Origin of the sequence: Hymenobacter radiodurans (assembly GCF_004355185.1) — a bacterium.
GTDB lineage: Bacteria > Bacteroidota > Bacteroidia > Cytophagales > Hymenobacteraceae > Hymenobacter > Hymenobacter radiodurans.
This window is the reverse complement of the sequence record NZ_CP037922.1, coordinates 4,558,868-4,575,707: the sequence shown is the minus strand read 5'-3', so window position 1 is coordinate 4,575,707 and position 16,840 is coordinate 4,558,868. Positions and strand designations below refer to the sequence as shown.

Genomic DNA, 16,840 nt, shown 5'->3' with positions numbered 1-16,840 from the left:
CTCGACTGAATCAGGCTGACGACGGTGGGGGCTTTTTGGTGAGCAAATACTCGGTGGCCAGCGTGCCGCCCCAGGAGTGCCCCAACAAATGCAGCTTGGAATAGCCCAGCGCCGCTATTACCTGCTCCAATTCGGTTACAAACCGCTCCATCGTCCACAGCTGCGGATTATCCGGCTTATCCGATTTGCCGCAGCCCAGCTGATCGTACAGTATAACCGGCCGCTCATCGGCCAGCGCTACAAAGCCCTCGAAGCTGCCGCTTCCTGAGCCCGGCCCGCCGTGCAGAAGCAGCAAGGGAATGCCCGGCTTGTCGGCGCCTAGGATTTTATACCAAACTTTGCCCCCCGGCACCTCGATATAGCCTTCTTTCATAGTGGGTTGGGCCTGCACAGCGAAGCCTAGCGCCCAGAAAATGGTGGCGAGTAGCAGCGTGCGCCGTGACAGGAAAAAATACTTCATAGGGTTAAATAATGGGGCGGGAGTGGTGCCGGCCCAAACTTGCACAAAGTTCGGCAGACGAGGTAGCGGCGCGGCCTATTCGTATAGATCCTGCGGGTCGGCGGCAGCCAGATCGACCAGAAATTGCCCGATGTTGGTAGTCACTGCTTCCAGAAACGCCTCGCCTTTTTCAGGCGTTGCCTCAGCGGGGTCGCCCACGCCGGTATCAGCCGACACTTTGCTCCACTCGCGCTGCGCCCACGCCCAGCCTTGCCGAAAAGCATTTACTTTGAACTGCTTAGCGGCGCCATCACCAGCTTCGGCCAGCGGACGCACCAGTTGGGGGGCAATATGCAGCATGGCGCTGGTTTCCAAGGCATCGGCGTGGTCGCCGGGGGCCGTGAAGAACTGGCTGCGGTCGGCGGCCTTATACCAGTTGAGGGTACAAAGGAATACGCTCGGAAACTCCGCCTGCAGCTCGCGCAGTATCTGCCGAAAATCGTTGCCTCCGTGCCCGTTCAGCACTACCAGCTTCGGAATACCTTGCCGCGCCAGCACCTGCACCATATCGCGCAGAATCAAGTGCTGCGTGCTCGGGTTCAGGTTCATATCGAGCGTAATATCCAGCTGGCCAGTGTTTACGCCGAAAGGAATGGTGGGCAGCACAGTCACTTTTGCCCCCCGGTCCCAAGCCTTGCGAGCTGCTTCGGCTGCTACATAGTCGCACTGGTAGTTGTCGGTGGCGTAGGGCAAATGGTAGTTGTGGGCCTCGGTGGCGCCCCAGGGCAGCACCACTACTTCATACTTCGTTTCTTTCACCTGCTGCCAGGTGGTTTCGGCAAGAATATACGGGCGTGGGGTCATAGGAGAAAAGCGAACAGTAGCTGTAATGATGGGTGTAGCGCCAAAACTAAACGGATATCAACCTACGGCAAGTGGCGGCGGAAGATTAGATAGCCAAGCTCGAAGTTCCTCTATGCTTTTCCCTTCCAGCTCCAGCAGGGACTCGTAGGCATTGCCGCGGAACTGCAGGAGAGTTGCGAAGGCGGGTTCCGTTTTCAGTCCTTGCTCTTTGAGCTGGCGCACGGCCGTGCGCCATGCCTCGCCCCCGGCTTGCAGCACCAAGTCTTCCACAACCATATGTCGGAAGGCGTGCTGAGCTTCGGTCGGGCAATCCTGCCCAAAAATCTCGATTTCAAACTCCGCATAACGAAAGCGGCATACCACTGACGGCCGGTCGTTGATGGGTTTTTGCCCTAACTCAAACTCCGGCAGATGGGCATAGTGTGCGTTGAGAAGCTGTAGGAAGGAAGGCACCTTCGCGGCCGCAACGGCACATAGCACGTCTAGGTCGCTACTGCTAATGTCAATATTCAGCGGAATGGTGCCGGCCAGCACTGGATCAAAATCGCGCAGCGTGGTTAGTACAGCTAGGTTTTGCAGGGTAGCATACGCTAGTTGCTGGCGCGGGGTGCCGGTACGCAAGTAGCTCGGGTCTTTCCAGTTTCTCACGCTCCGCTGGCTTATATGGGCTCTTCACAAAGGCCGGTATCGAGACGCATATTCGCGTTCTTTTCGTTGTGGAAGTTAGTAGTTTGATATGCGGTAGATTATTCATCAACCAGACGCAAGTAGGCATTTCTGTACTATCTGCGAAGCTGTTCCGACATGCAATGGGGGGCTTTTTTGCTTAAGGTACGTTGATCGGCAACAGTGCTGCTTCACACAATCTCCGACCTCGTCCGTTACTTTGCGTAGACAAGTTACTCTTAGAAATCCACCCCACCCCACCATGCAAACTTCCCGACTCGAACACGATTTTCTTGGCGAACGGGCCATCCCCACGGATGTCTACTATGGTATTCAGACCCTGCGCGCCCTCGAAAATTTCGACATCACGGGTATTCCACTCCGCTCAGAGCCGCTGTTTGTGCAGGCGCTGGCCTACGTAAAAAAAGCCGCGGCCCTGGCCAACCGCGACCTGGGCGTGCTCGATCCTACTATTGCCGAGTGCATTGTGCGGGCCTGCGACCGGGTGGCGGCCGGCGAGTTCGATAGCCAGTTTACCACTGATATGATTCAGGGCGGCGCGGGCACTTCAGTGAATATGAACGCCAACGAAGTCATTGCCAACGTGGCCCTGGAGCTGATGGGCAAGCAGAAAGGAGAATACCAGTTCTGCCACCCTAACAACCACGTCAACTGCTCCCAATCGACCAACGACGCCTATCCGACGGCTTTCCGCATTGCGCTGAATAATAAGCTGGTGGGCTACAGCCAGGCGCTGGGCCAGTTGGCTGATGCGTTTGCGGAAAAAGGCGTTGAGTTTCGTAACGTGCTCAAAATGGGCCGCACCCAGCTCCAAGATGCCGTGCCCATGAGTATGGGCGACGAGTTTCAGGCCTTCGCAACCAACCTGCGCGAGGAATTGCTGCGCATTGAAGACAGCCGCAGCCTCATCAGCGAGATTAATATGGGTGCCACGGCCATTGGGACGCGGGTAAATGCCCCGGCCGGCTACGCCGAAATTGTGACCGAACACCTGCGTACTATTACGGGCCTCGATCTGATACTGGCCGGCGACCTGATTGAGGCCACCTACGATACGGGCGCGTACGTGCAGCTATCGGGGGTGCTGAAGCGCACGGCCGTGAAGCTCTCCAAGATCTGCAACGACCTGCGCCTGCTGTCCTCTGGCCCCCGTACGGGCATCAACGAAATAAATTTGCCCCCCTTGCAGCCCGGCTCCAGCATTATGCCCGGCAAAGTGAACCCAGTGGTGCCGGAGGTAGTCAACCAAACAGCCTTCTATGTAATCGGGGCCGACCTGACCGTGACAATGGCTGCTGAGGCCGGCCAACTGCAACTCAATGTAATGGAGCCGGTTATCTCCTTCGCATTGTTCACCAGCATCTCTTACCTCACCCGCGCCTGCCACACCTTGCGCGAAAAATGCGTGGTGGGCATTACGGCCAACAAAGAGCACGCGGAGCGCTTGGTGCGCAACAGCGTGGGCATCGTTACGCAGCTAAACCCGGTGCTGGGCTACGAAACGGCCGCCGAAATTGCAAAAGAGGCCCTGCGCACCGGTAAATCGGTGTATGAAGTAGCCGTGACCGAGCGTCAGTTGCTGACCCAAGCTAAATGGGACGAAATATTCACCTTCGAAAACCTGATCAGACCGCATTTTATCCAGTAGCTGAATAAAGGTTGTGGCCCATGGTAGAAATAAGGTTTTATCGTGGGCCACAACCTTTTAGCGTCTTTTAAGACCCGCCATCCAAATACCACCCGCTACAAGGGCCACTATGCCCAACACGGCGGCCGTAGTACTCAGGCGGCGGGGCGAAGCGCCAACGGTTTCACGCGCTTCGACGGCTTCCTCAATGGTTTCGCCGTTGGTGGCGCGCAGAATCAGGCGAGTGGTTTCCTCAGGCTGATCCCACTGCGGAAAGTGCCCACAGTTGTCGAACCAGCGCAGGCGGGCATCCGGAAATTTGGCTAGGGCCCGCTCGGCCTGACTCGGAAAACATACCCTGTCTTGCCGGCCCCAGCCAATGATGAGAGGTGCTGTGATACTGCCCCGCGGCGCGCCTTGCTGCTTTTCACCGTAGGCCAGGTTGTACAGCAGCTCATTGAAGGAAGGCGCTTTGGCGAAGGTCCGCATCTCATCCAAAGCTACCTGGGGGGCAATTTTCCAGGGTTTCGCTGAAAACTGGGCAAACAATATCGTGCGGCTCGCACTATTGCCGGTTAACTGCGGCATCACCGGCTGCAAGGCACGCACTAGCTTGGTTGAAACGGCCACAGTATGATAAAAGACCGGAATCTCCCAGCCTTCCCAGAACCCGCCCGGATCCAGAGATACGACTACGCCCACCACGCCGCCCCGGCGCGCCAGCTCCAGCACCAAGCGCGCGCCCATAGAACTGCCTACCACGTCGATACCCAGTAGATTTTGCGCGCGTAGAAAGTCCGTTACCGCGTCGGCTAGCGTGCCGATAGTAACCGGTCCATCCAAAGGGGGCGTATTGCCAAACCCAGGCAAGTCTACGGCAATCACGTCGCGTTCAGCCGCGAGGCCATCGAGAATGGTTTGCCAAGAGCGCCAGCTGCCTCCGATACCGTGTAGCAGTAAAAGTGGCTTGCCGGTACCGCGCCGGATGTGGTGCATATCCATGAGAAAAGAGTAGGAGTGGGAAGATTAAAAAGCCCCCAAGCGCTACTTGTGAGCGTCTGGGGGCTTTTCGTTCGCGAATCTCGCGTAGGTCGAAGCTGATGCGCTGTACTTTCTACGCGATAGTGATGTGCTTAGATACTGGGGAGAGGATAATAAGCATCAACGCCGCACCAAAAGACCAAGAGGCAGAGAAAGCTCGTGCTACGGGTTCGTCGACCACATACCGGCCTCTTTAATAAACACCCGCCGATTAAGCTTCAGCTGCGCGATGATAAGCTCAGCTAAATCCTCCGGCTGGGCTACTTTATCGGGGTTGCCATCGGTGAGCTTATTGCTGACGGCCAGCTCGGTAGCGATGGTGCTGGGCGTGAGCGCCGACACCCGAATATTGTGTTTTCGTACTTCCTGCATCAACGATTCGGTGAGACCCATGACGGCAAACTTTGAGGCGCTGTAGGCGCTGGTGCCCGCTGCGCCGCGCTGCCCGGCCGTAGACGAAATATTGATGATGTCGCCGGTCTGGCGGGCTATCATCTGGGGCAATACGGCGCGCGTGGCGTAGTAAACGCCCATCAGGTTTACCTGAATAATGCGCTCCCACTCGGTGGGGTCGAAGTCCAGGAACTTGCCGAAGGTGCCGATGCCAGCATTATTAATGAGAATATCGATGGGGCCAAGCTCCTGCTCTACGCGGGCAGCGGCGGCTTCTACGGCGGCGCGGTCGGTGATGTCGGCGGCTACGACGGCAGTTTTGCCCCCCAAGGCCTTTATCTCGGCGGCTACGGCCTGAAGCTGCTCCTCAGAGCGGGCCAGCAAGCCTACATGCACGCCTTCCTGCGCCAGCGCCAAGGCCACTGCGCGCCCAATTCCTTTGCCCGCGCCCGTCACAAGGGCGACTTTTCCTGCTAATGATTCCATGCGATTTCAACTAAAAGAGAGAGTAATACACGGCATAACTACCGAAGCCGACAGGTGTTTGGCTGTCTGCGGTAAGTAGCTGGTACACGCCACCTTCAGTTTTAGTGAAAAGCGGAATGCCGAGAAAAGTCGCTCTCAGGAATAAGCACAAATGCGTCAGGCGAAGTAAACAGGTGTAGTAGTCTAGGCCATAAGCAACGAGCAGCCCCACTTTTGCCCTACCAGCTGATCATTAAGACAGCTGATGAGTTGCTGCACTGTTTTCACCTGCTCTAGCTCCGTATCAGGAATGCGGACGTGGTAGAGGTTTTCGAGGCGAATAACCAGCTCAAAAAAGTCGATCTGATCCATGCCCAAATCCTCGCTGAAGCGGGAGTCGTTGGAGGGTTTGGCTGCGAGCGTGGGTTTGATAGGCAGGTAGCTATAGACCTGCTGCTGAATGGGTAGCATGCGAAAGAAAGAATAGTAGTTGAGGCGGCGTGCGCCGTTGCGAAGCCGCTTATATAGGTCGTTAAAGGGCGCTCCCACGTCTGTGGCAGGAGCCCGATTGTTAGGCTATACGACGTATCAACTGGCTTTTTACCTTATCAAGGCACCTAATTTTTTCCTGATACATGAGTGAACACCTCGAAAAAAGCGCAGCAAATCCGATGCGGGGCACGCACTCTGCGTGCAACCAGTAAGTCGGAATAAAAAAGCCCCCCAAAGCAAATCTGGGGGCTTTTTTAAAATGAGTTTGTATTCGGTAGCAGTTGCAGAAGCGAGGAATTACTCTTTCCCAAACCGCTCCAGCATCACAGTCGGCTGATCTTTGTAGGTGGTGCGGTGGTAGGGCCGGTAGCCAAACTTCTCGGCCAGGCGCAGGGAGGCTTTGTTGGCCGGATGAATAATGCACACGGTACGCACGGCCCCAAAATGCGCATCGCCCCAGGCAATGGCCGCCGCTACGGCCTCCGTCGCGTAACCTTTGCCGTGGGCGGAAGCAGCCAGCACCCAGCCAATTTCGGGCGTGCCGTGGCTCGAGGGTACGATGTCGCGTTTCGGATCGGCAAAGCCCACGGCACCGATAAAGGCGCCGGTTTCTTTTTCCTCAATAGCCCAGAACCCGAAGCCCATCAGCGCCCAGTGCCCAATGCTGCGCAGCATAGTGGCCCATACTTCTTCCTCCACCATGGGGCGCGGAGTCAGGTAGCGGTAAAACTTGGGGTCGGACCACATAGCCACATACTGCTCAAAATCACTGGGTTTGTATCCCCGCATAAGTAGGCGAGCCGTTTCGAGCACGGGTACTTGGTGGAGGGGCGGATTAAGAACTGGGGTAGGAATTGACTCCATAAAGTATAGGTAGTAGCGACGCGCTGGCTAAAGTAATAAGCGCAGCCATAGTGATGGCGCCAGTAGGCAGGCCGTGGAGCAAAACGAAGGGTGTCGGGTGACGAATACTCCCCACGCATGCAGTTTTTCCACTACCCTATTGATATCAGCTCTCCCTCCTAGTTCGAAATCGAACGCTCTGTCCGAGAGCGAACAGTTTTCAGCGGTGGTATTTGGTGTGGTTTTATTGTAAGTATTTGTATTGTAATATATTACGTAAGTGGCACGGGTGTTGGAAATTTATCTATGCCTCTACAATTCAACTGTTCACAACCGCACACGCTCTGCTGTTTCCAGCAGCAGGCTCGGCCACCAGCAGCAACATTATAGAGGAAAATAGCCGCTGCCAAGCGGCGCATTTGGTAACGCCTCCATCATTTCTAACCCCAAACTTTTTATCATGAAAAGCTTCTTCACTTCCGCTGCTTCCTGCTTCGCCGCCCGTTTTGCTCACCGGCCAGCCACTTCTGCTTTGGATTATCTGCGTCGGGCCACCTTGGGCGTGCTCTTGTTTGGTGGTGCCTTGTTTGCCAGCCCCGCAGTGGCGCAGCAGCAACCCGTAGCCATCGACAAAGTAGAACCCACCGTTTTTCGGGTGCGCACCCAGAACCTGGCCAAGCAGCGCGGACAGCTGCAGGTGTACAGCCTCATCACTGGCCAGAAGCTGTTCGATGAAGCATTCAACCAATCGTATTATACCTGCCGCCTCAACTTCGATAATTTGCAGCCCGGCGAATACCTAATGTGCCTGAAGGTCGGGAAAGACAGCTATCGGTACACGCTACGGGTGAAATCAAATGGAGCAAACGAAGAAGTAGCCGTGCGCAATGTGAAGGTTCGGCTGGGCAAGCAAAGCCAGCAGCTGGCTACCCTCAACACTTCGGTACCAGTAGCAGTAATTCCCACGCTGGCAGCTGGCGGACTATAAGAGCCACGCAGAAATAACGCCTAGCAAAAAAGCCCCCAAAGCATATTTGGGGGGCTTTTTTGCTGAAAACAGAGTTCCGAAACGCTTACCAGGAGCCGCTGTTGTCGTTGGTATCGTCGAAGCCACCGCCGCCCGTGTCATCGGAGGCAGTATCATCGTAGGACGACGTCTCATCGGCGGAGAAAAAGTCGGGCTCAGAGCTCTCGGCTGGTAGGTCGGAGAAATAATCAGGGCTCGTTTCCTCAACATTGCCTGAACCTTCTAATGCTGGGAAGCCACCAGAAGCAGCTGCGCCGCCCATACCGGCCGCGTAAGTATTCGCGGGGTCAAGGTTTTGGGACGCGGTGTTGTCGGGACCAGCTATGCTGTTGCCGGCTTGGTCGGAGTGCCCGCCCGAGGCCATCCGGTTGCCTAGGTAAGCGCCCGCAGCGGCGGCGGCTCCCGTTGCCAAAATGCCCCCCATGCCGCTGCTCAGGCCACCGCCACCCCTGTTCATGGAGCCGGTACCAAGAAAATCGGGTACTGGCTGGCGCGCTGGACCACGGCTATAGTTGCCAGCCGGCCCCGCAGGTTGGTTGCCACCGCGCGATTGGGTACCTAGGAAATCAGGCGTCTGATTACGATTTTGATCCTGGTTGGAATAAACAGTTCGGGTGGCAGCTGGAGTCTTGCTCCGAAACATCCGCATCACCAGCCACAGAATACCGCCAATTACCAGAGCCCCGATAGCCAGTGTGCCCATCCCCAGGCCCGGCGACGACGGTTCAGGCGGCGCTACGGCCGGCCTATAAGGCTCCGAGGCTGGTTCAGAGGCCGCGGGCAGCTCATTGTTCAGGCTCGATTCGTCGGTCATAAGGCCAGCGCCTGCCGCACTACCCGGCGCTGATGCCGCACCTGGAACCGCCGCAGTTGCGGCCTGCTGCTTGCCCTGGGGGGCAAAAGTGGGGCTGGCGGCCAGCATCAAGGAGTTCAGGCCCGCACGTAAGCCCGCAAAGTAGCGGCCTTGCTTGAAGCTGGGGGCCATTTTCTGACTGATAACCTCATTGGTCAGCTCCGGCGTAATCTGGGCGCGCAGGCCGCTACCCGCCTGAATCGTTACCTGCCGCTCTTGGCCCGAAAGTAGCAGCACAATACCGTTGTTTTTGCCGCGCTGCCCAACGCCCCAGGCTTCACCCAGTGCGCGGCCATACTCGGCCACCGGGCGGCCGCCCAGCGTGGCCACCGTCACGACAACAATCTGGGTGCCGGTGCTATCGGCGTAGCGCCGCAGACCGCCTTCCAGCGTTTTAACGTCGGCGGGAGAGAGAAGCTGTGCTTGGTCGGTTACGAAGCGAAAAGGCGTAGGTCGCGGCGGCAGCCCATCAGTGGGCTGTTGCGCGATACTGACAGGCCCACTTAGGCCGGCCGACACAAGAAGGAGAATAACGAATAGGAAGCGATGCATAGGAATAAGGTGGAGTGGGAGATAAGGAGCATTCTTTTGCCTTCTACGCTTCCACCGACTAAGTGGCCATAGTTGCCTGACACTTAGCTTATCACCTGTCCGCTACGTACGCTTTACATCTCGCTGCTGCTCTCCTCTGGGCCTCCGGGAGCTGTCAATCCGCCACGTTATTTTCTGCCGCGGCTGCGGTATTAGGCTGAGAAGGAGGAAGTACCACTTCAGCCATTGCTTTAAGGTCGAGGTCTGGAACAAACCCATCGCACACAGTGAGCACGGAGAATAAATAGCGTCGTAGCTCCGCTGGCTGCGGTTGGGGATGGCGCAGTGCCGCCTGCACTAAGTGCAAAGACAAATCGGCGAGGATAAGCTTTTTGCGCTCCAGCGGATCAGTGGCCTCTACGGCCGCGGCCTCACTCAGCGCATGTGCTTGGTGAACCAGTTGAAGAATAGCGTTTTGCATAAAGTACGACGGGTCTATTCAGTCTGCAGATGCTCTGCCTTCCAGCGCATAGCCGTCAGCACGCGGGTGTGGCCGCTGGGATGGTCAAAGAAAATCATTTCTTCCAGCGGGCTAGGGTCAATTTTGCGATACTCCGACAGCTTCATGGCAATGGTAGCAAAGCCATCGGGCTGGCGGGCGGCGTTCAGGCCAAACACGTCGGCCTCCTGCTCCTGGGTGCGGATAATGGTGTTGAAAGCGGGCGTGGCCAGAAACATAAATATCGCAAACAAAGCCATTAGCAGCGGCAGCCCACTCACGTCGGCAACGCTGGCAATGCCCCAGCGGGCCCCGTAGCTCCCAATCAGGCGGTGAAAGGCCCAATCGACAAACCACAAGCCGATACCAATAATCAGGACAAGGAAGATCAGCATTTTGGGGATGTGGTTTAGCACGTAGTGGCCTAGCTCGTGGCCCATTACGGCCTGCACTTCTTCGGGCGTAGAGCGGTTGAGCAGGTTGTCATTGAGCGAAACCCGGATAGTGCTCCCTAGTCCGCTCACGTTGGCGCTAATGCGCTTGCTCTGCTTGGAGGCATCCACGAGGTAGACGTTGTCGGCGGGTACGCCGTTGGCCCGCGCCATGCTCAGAATCTGGTCGCGCACAGGCCCCGCTGGCAACGGCGTGTACTTATTGAACAAGGGCGAGATAAATACCGGCGACACGAATATGGATACAACCAGAAAGACAGCCAGTATCCCCGTGCCCCACATCCACCAGTTCCGCCCCGTGCGCCGAATGGCCGCGTACAACGCCAGCAATACCAAACTCCCGAATACCAACGATAGCGCCAAGCCTTTCAAATCATCAGTCAGCCACTCCCCGAAGCTCTGGTTGGATAGACCATACTGATGCTCACGGAAATAATCGTCGTAGAGACTCAGTGGGAAGTTGAGCAAGTAAGCCAGCAGCAGATAGAGCGCCGCGTAAGCCAGCGTGGGCAGCACCTTGCCCGGCAGCCGCGAAGTCCAGCCTCTTATAACCCTGGACAGGCCCAGCGCCAGAAATATGGCTGCCACACCCAGCGCATACACCAGCCCCCAGATTTGCAGCCAGTAGCCCCCTCAAAGTAGGCGTCGGAGCTGGCCTTTTGGGCGGGCGTGAGCGTGTTGAGATAGTGCTGAGTGGCAGCTTCAATGTTAAAAGCAGCGGCCGAATCGGGTGCTGCGGCCGGAGCGGCCAGCGCCGGAACCGTGAGCAGACCCAGAACCAGCAATGTCAGAAAAGTTCGTTTGTAAAGAAGGGCCATAGATTTGGGTAGAAGGAGAGACTAAGTCTGGTAGTGTAGGCGATAAAGCAGAGGCGAATAATTCAGGTAATATAGAGTAATCAGAATCTATTTGCCTTCTCTCTAGGCAATCTCTTCACGGATAGGCAGAAGAAGCACGAAGCCGCACTCGAACGTACTGCTGTAGCCAGATCGGATAGAGGTTGTAAACGACATTGGTAAACCCAATAAGCAGCGCCCAACGCCCGTAGCCGTGCGCGACGGCATACAGGCTCGTCAGTAGAAAAAACAGAAAGAGCACCCAGTGAAACCGCTCCTGATGATAGGTGGCGCCTACCAGGGCTGCTCTATTGGAGTGAGTGCGGACGCGCTGGTACTGCGGATACTGCCGACGAATGAGGCGGTGAATAAGGTCGCCGTGCTGGGTGAAGCGGTTAATAACGTGCACGCCCAATCGGCGGTAAGCGGCCGGCCGGCGACTAAGCTGTAGATACCTGAACCAGGAAGTCGGTACCGCAAACGCCAAAAGGCTGATGAGTAGCAGCGCGTACAGCCACGGCCGCGCCATATGCTGGTAGCAAAACACGCTGATGGGCGTCAGGCCCAGCACCGACCAGAACACGTTCGGCACAGCATTATACCAGGCCAGCCGGGCGGGAGAAGGACCAAGCATTTTCTTGCCAGTCGGTAACATAAGACAAAGACGGAAGGACGCCTAAGCTACACAAGATGCAGGCTCGGTGCCACACCGCCCTTGGTGCCGTCGGGCGGAGAGCCTGGGGGGCTTTTTTAGGGCTTCCTGAAAGGGGAGAATTACTGGCGCAGAAGCTGAACAACGGCATGATACCAGTCCTAAAATAGATTGAAATAATGCTATGAAATTCGGGTTTAACTTTATTAATTAGGTGTAACAAGCTGATTAACAGCTATTTCAACCAAAATAATCATATTTTCTTTCTTCACTCCAACTATCAATTGCCATGAATTACAAACGCTACCTCCTGAGTGCAACCTTACTTCTGATCCTCGCTACCGGCTGCAACGACATCGATGGCCTCGATGGATTGCTGGCTTCCCAACGGCCTATTTTAACCGATGATCTGGTGAACCCGATTGGGATGAGTGTAGCGCCGAATGGCCGTGTGTGGGTAAGCGAGACGGGGACGGGCGGTAACGATGGGCGGGTATCGGTGGTAGCGGGCACTGGGCAGGTGTATCCGGTATTTACTGGTTTTCAGTCTGATCTGCGGCCGGATGGAGAAGTAACCGGTATTGGCCACGTACTCTACCGTGACGGCATCTTGTATATTCTGGGGGGCTATTCTGGCAAATTGTATCGGGTAGATGTGTCTGCTTACCGGCTCGGCGACCCTGCGCGGCCAGCTTCCAGCCTCACATCGGAAGATATCGGCTCGTACGTGCTGTCGCAGAACCTCTCCGACCCGATTGATTCCAACCTCTACAACATGACCTTCGGCCCCGATGGTAGCCTGTATATCACGGATGCGGGCGCCAATGCCATCATCCGGCGTGATAAGGACAACGGAACGCTGAGCGTATTTGCCCGCTTCCCCAACATCAATCCCCAGACCCAGCCCGTACCCACAGGTATTGTGCACGATGGCAGCCGGTTCCTGGTTAGCCTGCTCACCGGCTTTCCCTTCACCACTGGCGCCGCCAAAATAATGCAGGTAAGCAACAGCGGCGTGGTGAGCGACTACCGCACCGGCTTCACTACCCTCACCGACATCGCCTTATCGGCTAACAAAGCCCCCGTAGTTACTCAGTTGGCTGAATTCGTGTTTCAGCCCCCAACAAACGTAGGCTTCCAGCCCAAAACCGGGGCCGTACGCAACGAAGCGGGCACCGTCCTGCTAGGTGGCCTCGAGCGCCCCACCGATATCGAGCGTATCAGCGGCAGTACCTATTATGTTCTAAGCAACGGCGACGGCACTATCCGGCGCGTAACGTTTTAAACGAACCCTATTGTTGGTGCTTAATTGCACAAAGAGCGCAAAACGCCCAGCCATTAGGTTGGGCGTTTTTGCGTGTAGTACTGTACGCTAAGGTGCTTACTTACAGAATCCACAGGTCAGCGTCAGACCGCGCAAAATTCATACATTCCTGTATCTTTCGTTTGTGGCTTTGCCCGCGAATACCCGCTTGAATAGTTCGGCCTGGGGAGCAAATTTGCCCCCCGGTCGGCTCGTTTCCACCCACCCTTATCCCGTACGTATCGATGAGCCAGATCCCCGATTCGCCGTCCCGGCGCGAGTTTATCAAGCAAAGCGCCGTAGCTGCCGCTGGTATCATGATTGTGCCGCGCTTCGTGTTGGGGGGCAAAGGCTACACCGCCCCAGCGACCAACTGGTAATAGCCGGCGTCGGCGTGGGCGGTAAGGGCGAAAGCGACTTGGCTATGTTTGTCAAAACCGGTAAAGCCCGCATCGGCTACCTCTGCGACGTAGACGACCGCCGGGCTGCCGCGGCCCGCAAGGCGTATCCGCAGGCTCCTTACTACAAAGACTGGCGCCGGATGCTGGACAAGGAAGCGAAGAAGATCGATGCCGTATCCATCGCCACGCCCGACCACAACCACGCCGTCGTGACGCTGGCAGCTATGCAGATGGGCAAGCATGTGTACGTGCAAAAACCGCTCACTCACGATCTGCACGAAGCCCGCGTGCTCACCGAAGCGGCCAAACGCTACAAAGTAGTAACGCAGATGGGCAACCAGGGCGCCTCCAACGACGGCGTGCGCCAGCTCCAGGAGTGGTACGATGCCGACATCATCGGCGACGTGCATACCGTGTACTGCTGGACCGACCGACCCGTCTGGCCCCAAGGCATTGCCTGGCCCACCACCAAAGGCACCGTGCCTTCGGAGTTGGATTGGGACCTCTGGCTCGGCACGGCCCCCTACCGCGACTACGTAGATAAGCTGGTGCCCTTCAACTGGCGCGGCTGGTGGGAATACGGCACGGGCGCCCTCGGCGACATGGGCTGCCACCTGCTGGAAGCGCCCTTCCGCGTCCTGAATCTGCAATACGCCAACGCCGTGCAGGCCAGCGTGGGCAGCGTCTATGTTGATGAGTTTAAGCGCGGCTACTTCCCCGAGAGCTGCCCGCCTTCCAGCCACGTCACGCTGACTTTTCCCAAAACCAACAAAACCAAGCAGGATATCACCGTGCACTGGATGGATGGCGGCATTCAACCCACCCGCCCCGACGAACTAGGCCCCAACGAGAAGTTTGGCGACGGCGGCAACGGCACCCTCTTCGTCGGGACCAAGGGCAAGATGATGGCCAGCACCTACTCCGCCGATCCGCGCCTGCTGCCCACTTCCCGCAACAACGAAGTAAAGGTGAAGCAGACCATCGCCCGCGTGCCCGGCGGCGCCGACGGCCACTACGGCCAGTGGGTAGAAGCCTGCATCGCCGGCCACGGCAAGCAAACCGTCAGCTCACCCTTCGAGCTGGCTGGCCCGCTCACCGAAGCCCTGCTCATGGCCAACCTCGCCATCCGTGGCTACGACCTCCAGCGCCCCAAAGCTTCCGGCCAAGGCTTTGACTACCCCGGCCGCGGCATCGAGCTGCTCTGGGATAATCAGCAGCGCAAAATCACCAACTTCGACGAGGTCAACCAGTTTGTAAAGCGCGACTACCGCGCCGGCTGGAAGCTGGGAAGTTAGAAAGCTGGAAGCTGGGAAGTTAGAAAGCCAGAAGTATGCTCAAGAGTAAACCATATCTATAATGGCCTGTCACACTCCCAGCCGTCATGCAGAGGCGCAGCCGAAGCATCTCGCGTGCTGACGTGTCTGTCATCGCATCAGGTCAAGTATAAGCAAGAAGAGTCGTCTGCGGTGCAAACGACTCTTCTTGTTTTAGCGGGTTTGTTCACGTCAATTGAGTGGTCCGTTGTTTAGTAGTCACTATGTCAGTTTATAAATAAACTCTTCTATCTCTGTTTGGCGCGCATTCGCAAAACCTTTGTCCGTGCCGATTTTCACAAAACCGCATCTTTCCAAGACTCGCTGCGAGCCTAGATTATCAAATGCAACTCGTCCAAGAATAGGTCTGGTGTTTTCGAGGATAAGAAAGTTCTTCAGTGCGGTTGTCGCAACTCCCTTTCCCCAAAAGCGTCTGTCTATCCAATACGTGATTTCAGCGTCGCCTTCCCGCTCAAATTTTGAAATGCTACCGGCAATGATTTCATCCACCAAAATAGTCTGCATATGGATGGTCGGGTCATTCAGAAATCTGGTGTATTTCTCCACATAAGCTTCTTTATCAGTATGGTTTTCAGGCATAAATGCAGCTAAGTAACCTGCCTCTTCGTCAAGCTGGAATTGAAAGAAAAACTCTAAGTCGGCTTTTTCGGTTGGCCTGAGGTTTACCTGTATCTGCTGCATCTTGATAGTTCTGCTGTTAGCGTTTTGCGCTGTGTAGTATACTAGCCGCCTTGGTCAAAAAGCTACTCTAAAAGGCGGTCATGCAGAGCAGAGCGAAGCATCTCGCGTGCTAACACAGGATTACTACTCTTACTAAACACGCGAGATGCTTCGCTGCGCTCTGCATGACGTTCTGGTGTTGAAGAATTATTTAGCAATTCGTTTAGCTCGGCCAAGTACTCAAATCGATAGGCTCCCAAGTCGGATTCATTGTCGCAATCAGGGCTTCTTTTTCGCCCGGCTCCAGCCTTTGATTTCTTTTTCGCGCGCAATAGCTTGAACAGCATCGGGATATACCTCAAAGTACATGAGCAGATTACACTGATAACGACCGGTGAATTTGCCCACAGTACCTAAGTTTTGACCGTGTTCATATAGCATAGCCGTCGGTCCAAGTTGTTAGTGATGCCGGTGTAAAGGACTGACTTAGAAGGATTGGTCAGAAGGTAGATGTACACTAGTTAGATGTCTTTATGGTAACATGTTCAGTTTAAAGATATAGGATTGCAACATCAGCACGCGAGATGCTTCGCTCCGCTCTGCATGACCGCCTGGAGTAGAACCACATTATAAGAAAAAGCCCCCACGCTGCCAATCGGCTCCTTGGGGGCTTTTTCCTAAGCTGCTCCCGCCTCGTAGCGAAGCCACAGAATCCCGTCGGGGCGCTGCTCGGCGCTCAGGAGCTTGAAGGGCGTGGCGGGGCCGGGCGCGTCGCCCTGCTCGAAAATGGTGGGCGAGGTGGGCGCGCCATCCACCACGGGGTAATGCAGCAGGCTTAGCTCATCGATGAGGCCGGCTTTGAGCAGGGAGCCGTTCAGGTGGCCGCCGCCTTCCAGCAGGATGGTCTGAATGGGGAATAGCTCGCCCAGCTTGCGTAGGACCAGCGCAAAGTCGATTTCCTGGGCGCCGCCGAACAAATACGATACGCCTTTCTCGCGCAGGTACGCCAGGTATTCGTCGCTTACCTGCTCGGTGAGGATGCTGATGATGTGGTCGTCGTCGATGGCGGCCGATTCCCAGCCTAGCTTCCCGTGGGCATCGACGGCCACGGCAAACGACTCGGCACCGTGCTCGGCCACGAAATCGGTGCGGGGCAGGGGGAGGCTACGGGCTTCAGGTCGGGGGCTAGGCCGTGGGTGAAGTCCTTTTCCATGGTCACGCGCCCACACAGCCAGGCCTGGGCCTCGAAGGTGGCGGCCGTCGTTTCGTACTCCTTGGTGTTGGGTGAGTCGCCCCAGCGGCTGAGAATGGTGCGCCCGTCCAGGGAGCTCATCATGTGGCAGATTACCTGAGGTTTCATAAGTATTTGTTAGTCTAAGAATAGGCTTGCTCTTACGTGGGTTACGAACTGATGATATTACTAGACAACTGAGAAGACCCA

Annotated in this window: 20 protein-coding genes and 1 pseudogene; 4 read left to right on the top strand and 17 right to left on the bottom strand. The window is 56.3% G+C overall.

The features are described from left to right. Positions 1 to 10: 10 nt before the first annotated feature. The 3 genes from EPD59_RS20675 to EPD59_RS20665 form a co-directional block, all read right to left on the bottom strand. Positions 11 to 460, bottom strand: a complete 450-nt coding sequence (locus EPD59_RS20675; RefSeq protein WP_133274432.1) for an alpha/beta fold hydrolase — start codon at positions 458 to 460, stop codon at positions 11 to 13. A gap of 75 nt (positions 461 to 535) precedes the next feature. Next, positions 536 to 1,303, bottom strand: coding sequence for a creatininase family protein (locus EPD59_RS20670; RefSeq protein ID WP_133274431.1), 768 nt, complete (start codon positions 1,301 to 1,303; stop codon positions 536 to 538). Positions 1,304 to 1,360: 57 nt separating this feature from the next. Beyond that, positions 1,361 to 1,951, bottom strand: a complete 591-nt coding sequence (locus EPD59_RS20665) for a DUF4269 domain-containing protein (protein WP_165963685.1) — start codon at positions 1,949 to 1,951, stop codon at positions 1,361 to 1,363. Between the two features lie 280 nt (positions 1,952 to 2,231). On the opposite strand from EPD59_RS20665, the gene aspA reads away from it, so the two are divergent. Next, complete coding sequence (gene aspA / locus EPD59_RS20660) at positions 2,232 to 3,638, top strand: aspartate ammonia-lyase (protein ID WP_133274429.1); 1,407 nt, start codon at positions 2,232 to 2,234, stop codon at positions 3,636 to 3,638. Between the two features lie 57 nt (positions 3,639 to 3,695). Here aspA and EPD59_RS20655 read toward each other — a convergent pair whose 3' ends face one another. From EPD59_RS20655 to EPD59_RS20640, 4 genes are all read right to left on the bottom strand, one after another. Then, the gene (locus EPD59_RS20655; RefSeq protein ID WP_240731540.1) at positions 3,696 to 4,613 is read right to left on the bottom strand and encodes an alpha/beta fold hydrolase; all 918 of its coding nucleotides are present in this window, start codon (positions 4,611 to 4,613) and stop codon (positions 3,696 to 3,698) included. A 207-nt stretch (positions 4,614 to 4,820) separates the two neighbouring features. Further along, positions 4,821 to 5,537 carry a 3-ketoacyl-ACP reductase gene (locus EPD59_RS20650; protein WP_133274427.1) on the bottom strand — a complete coding sequence of 239 codons (717 nt, stop codon included), beginning with the start codon at positions 5,535 to 5,537 and terminating at the stop codon, positions 4,821 to 4,823. 183 nt (positions 5,538 to 5,720) lie between these two features. After that, complete coding sequence (locus EPD59_RS20645; protein WP_165963684.1) at positions 5,721 to 5,987, bottom strand: acyl carrier protein; 267 nt, start codon at positions 5,985 to 5,987, stop codon at positions 5,721 to 5,723. 318 nt (positions 5,988 to 6,305) lie between these two features. Beyond that, positions 6,306 to 6,872 (bottom strand): GNAT family N-acetyltransferase, encoded by a 567-nt coding sequence (locus EPD59_RS20640; RefSeq protein WP_133274425.1) that lies wholly within the window; start codon positions 6,870 to 6,872, stop codon positions 6,306 to 6,308. A 439-nt stretch (positions 6,873 to 7,311) separates the two neighbouring features. On the opposite strand from EPD59_RS20640, the gene EPD59_RS20635 reads away from it, so the two are divergent. Continuing rightward, a complete protein-coding gene (locus EPD59_RS20635) occupies positions 7,312 to 7,839 on the top strand; it encodes a hypothetical protein (RefSeq protein WP_133274424.1) in 528 nt (175 codons plus the stop codon). 85 nt (positions 7,840 to 7,924) lie between these two features. Here the strand turns inward: EPD59_RS20635 and EPD59_RS20630 are convergent, their stop codons facing one another. From EPD59_RS20630 to EPD59_RS20615, 5 genes are all read right to left on the bottom strand, one after another. Next, positions 7,925 to 9,283 carry a TPM domain-containing protein gene (locus tag EPD59_RS20630; RefSeq protein WP_133274423.1) on the bottom strand — a complete coding sequence of 453 codons (1,359 nt, stop codon included), beginning with the start codon at positions 9,281 to 9,283 and terminating at the stop codon, positions 7,925 to 7,927. 154 nt (positions 9,284 to 9,437) lie between these two features. Then, on the bottom strand, positions 9,438 to 9,743 hold the full coding sequence (locus tag EPD59_RS20625; protein WP_133274422.1) for a hypothetical protein: 306 nt from the start codon (positions 9,741 to 9,743) through the stop codon (positions 9,438 to 9,440). 14 nt (positions 9,744 to 9,757) lie between these two features. Beyond that, positions 9,758 to 10,801, bottom strand: coding sequence for a M48 family metallopeptidase (locus EPD59_RS20620; RefSeq protein WP_205703455.1), 1,044 nt, complete (start codon positions 10,799 to 10,801; stop codon positions 9,758 to 9,760). After that, positions 10,759 to 11,031, bottom strand: a complete 273-nt coding sequence (locus EPD59_RS22015; protein WP_205703454.1) for a hypothetical protein — start codon at positions 11,029 to 11,031, stop codon at positions 10,759 to 10,761. The genes EPD59_RS20620 and EPD59_RS22015 overlap by 43 nt, the downstream gene beginning before the upstream one ends. A 115-nt stretch (positions 11,032 to 11,146) precedes the next feature. Continuing rightward, entirely contained in the window at positions 11,147 to 11,683 is a 537-nt protein-coding gene (locus tag EPD59_RS20615) for a glycosyl-4,4'-diaponeurosporenoate acyltransferase CrtO family protein (protein WP_133274421.1), read from the bottom strand. 307 nt (positions 11,684 to 11,990) lie between these two features. On the opposite strand from EPD59_RS20615, the gene EPD59_RS20610 reads away from it, so the two are divergent. Beyond that, a complete protein-coding gene (locus tag EPD59_RS20610; protein ID WP_133274420.1) occupies positions 11,991 to 12,986 on the top strand; it encodes a ScyD/ScyE family protein in 996 nt (331 codons plus the stop codon). A 263-nt stretch (positions 12,987 to 13,249) separates the two neighbouring features. Next, a pseudogene (locus EPD59_RS20605) lies at positions 13,250 to 14,700 on the top strand (Gfo/Idh/MocA family protein). A gap of 240 nt (positions 14,701 to 14,940) precedes the next feature. Here EPD59_RS20605 and EPD59_RS20600 read toward each other — a convergent pair. The 5 genes from EPD59_RS20600 to EPD59_RS22010 all read right to left on the bottom strand — a co-directional run bounded on the left by EPD59_RS20600 (position 14,941) and on the right by EPD59_RS22010 (position 16,759). Next, entirely contained in the window at positions 14,941 to 15,420 is a 480-nt protein-coding gene (locus EPD59_RS20600) for a GNAT family N-acetyltransferase (RefSeq protein WP_133274419.1), read from the bottom strand. 258 nt (positions 15,421 to 15,678) lie between these two features. After that, positions 15,679 to 15,840, bottom strand: coding sequence for a GIY-YIG nuclease family protein (locus EPD59_RS23945; protein ID WP_317128542.1), 162 nt, complete (start codon positions 15,838 to 15,840; stop codon positions 15,679 to 15,681). After that, on the bottom strand, positions 15,813 to 15,917 hold the full coding sequence (locus EPD59_RS23940; protein WP_317128417.1) for a GIY-YIG nuclease family protein: 105 nt from the start codon (positions 15,915 to 15,917) through the stop codon (positions 15,813 to 15,815). Before EPD59_RS23940 ends, EPD59_RS23945 begins: the two co-directional genes overlap by 28 nt. A 159-nt stretch (positions 15,918 to 16,076) precedes the next feature. Further along, a complete protein-coding gene (locus EPD59_RS20590; RefSeq protein WP_205703453.1) occupies positions 16,077 to 16,538 on the bottom strand; it encodes a RibD family protein in 462 nt (153 codons plus the stop codon). Further along, complete coding sequence (locus EPD59_RS22010; RefSeq protein ID WP_205703452.1) at positions 16,481 to 16,759, bottom strand: hypothetical protein; 279 nt, start codon at positions 16,757 to 16,759, stop codon at positions 16,481 to 16,483. The genes EPD59_RS20590 and EPD59_RS22010 overlap by 58 nt, the downstream gene beginning before the upstream one ends. Between the last annotated feature and the right edge of the window lie 81 nt (positions 16,760 to 16,840).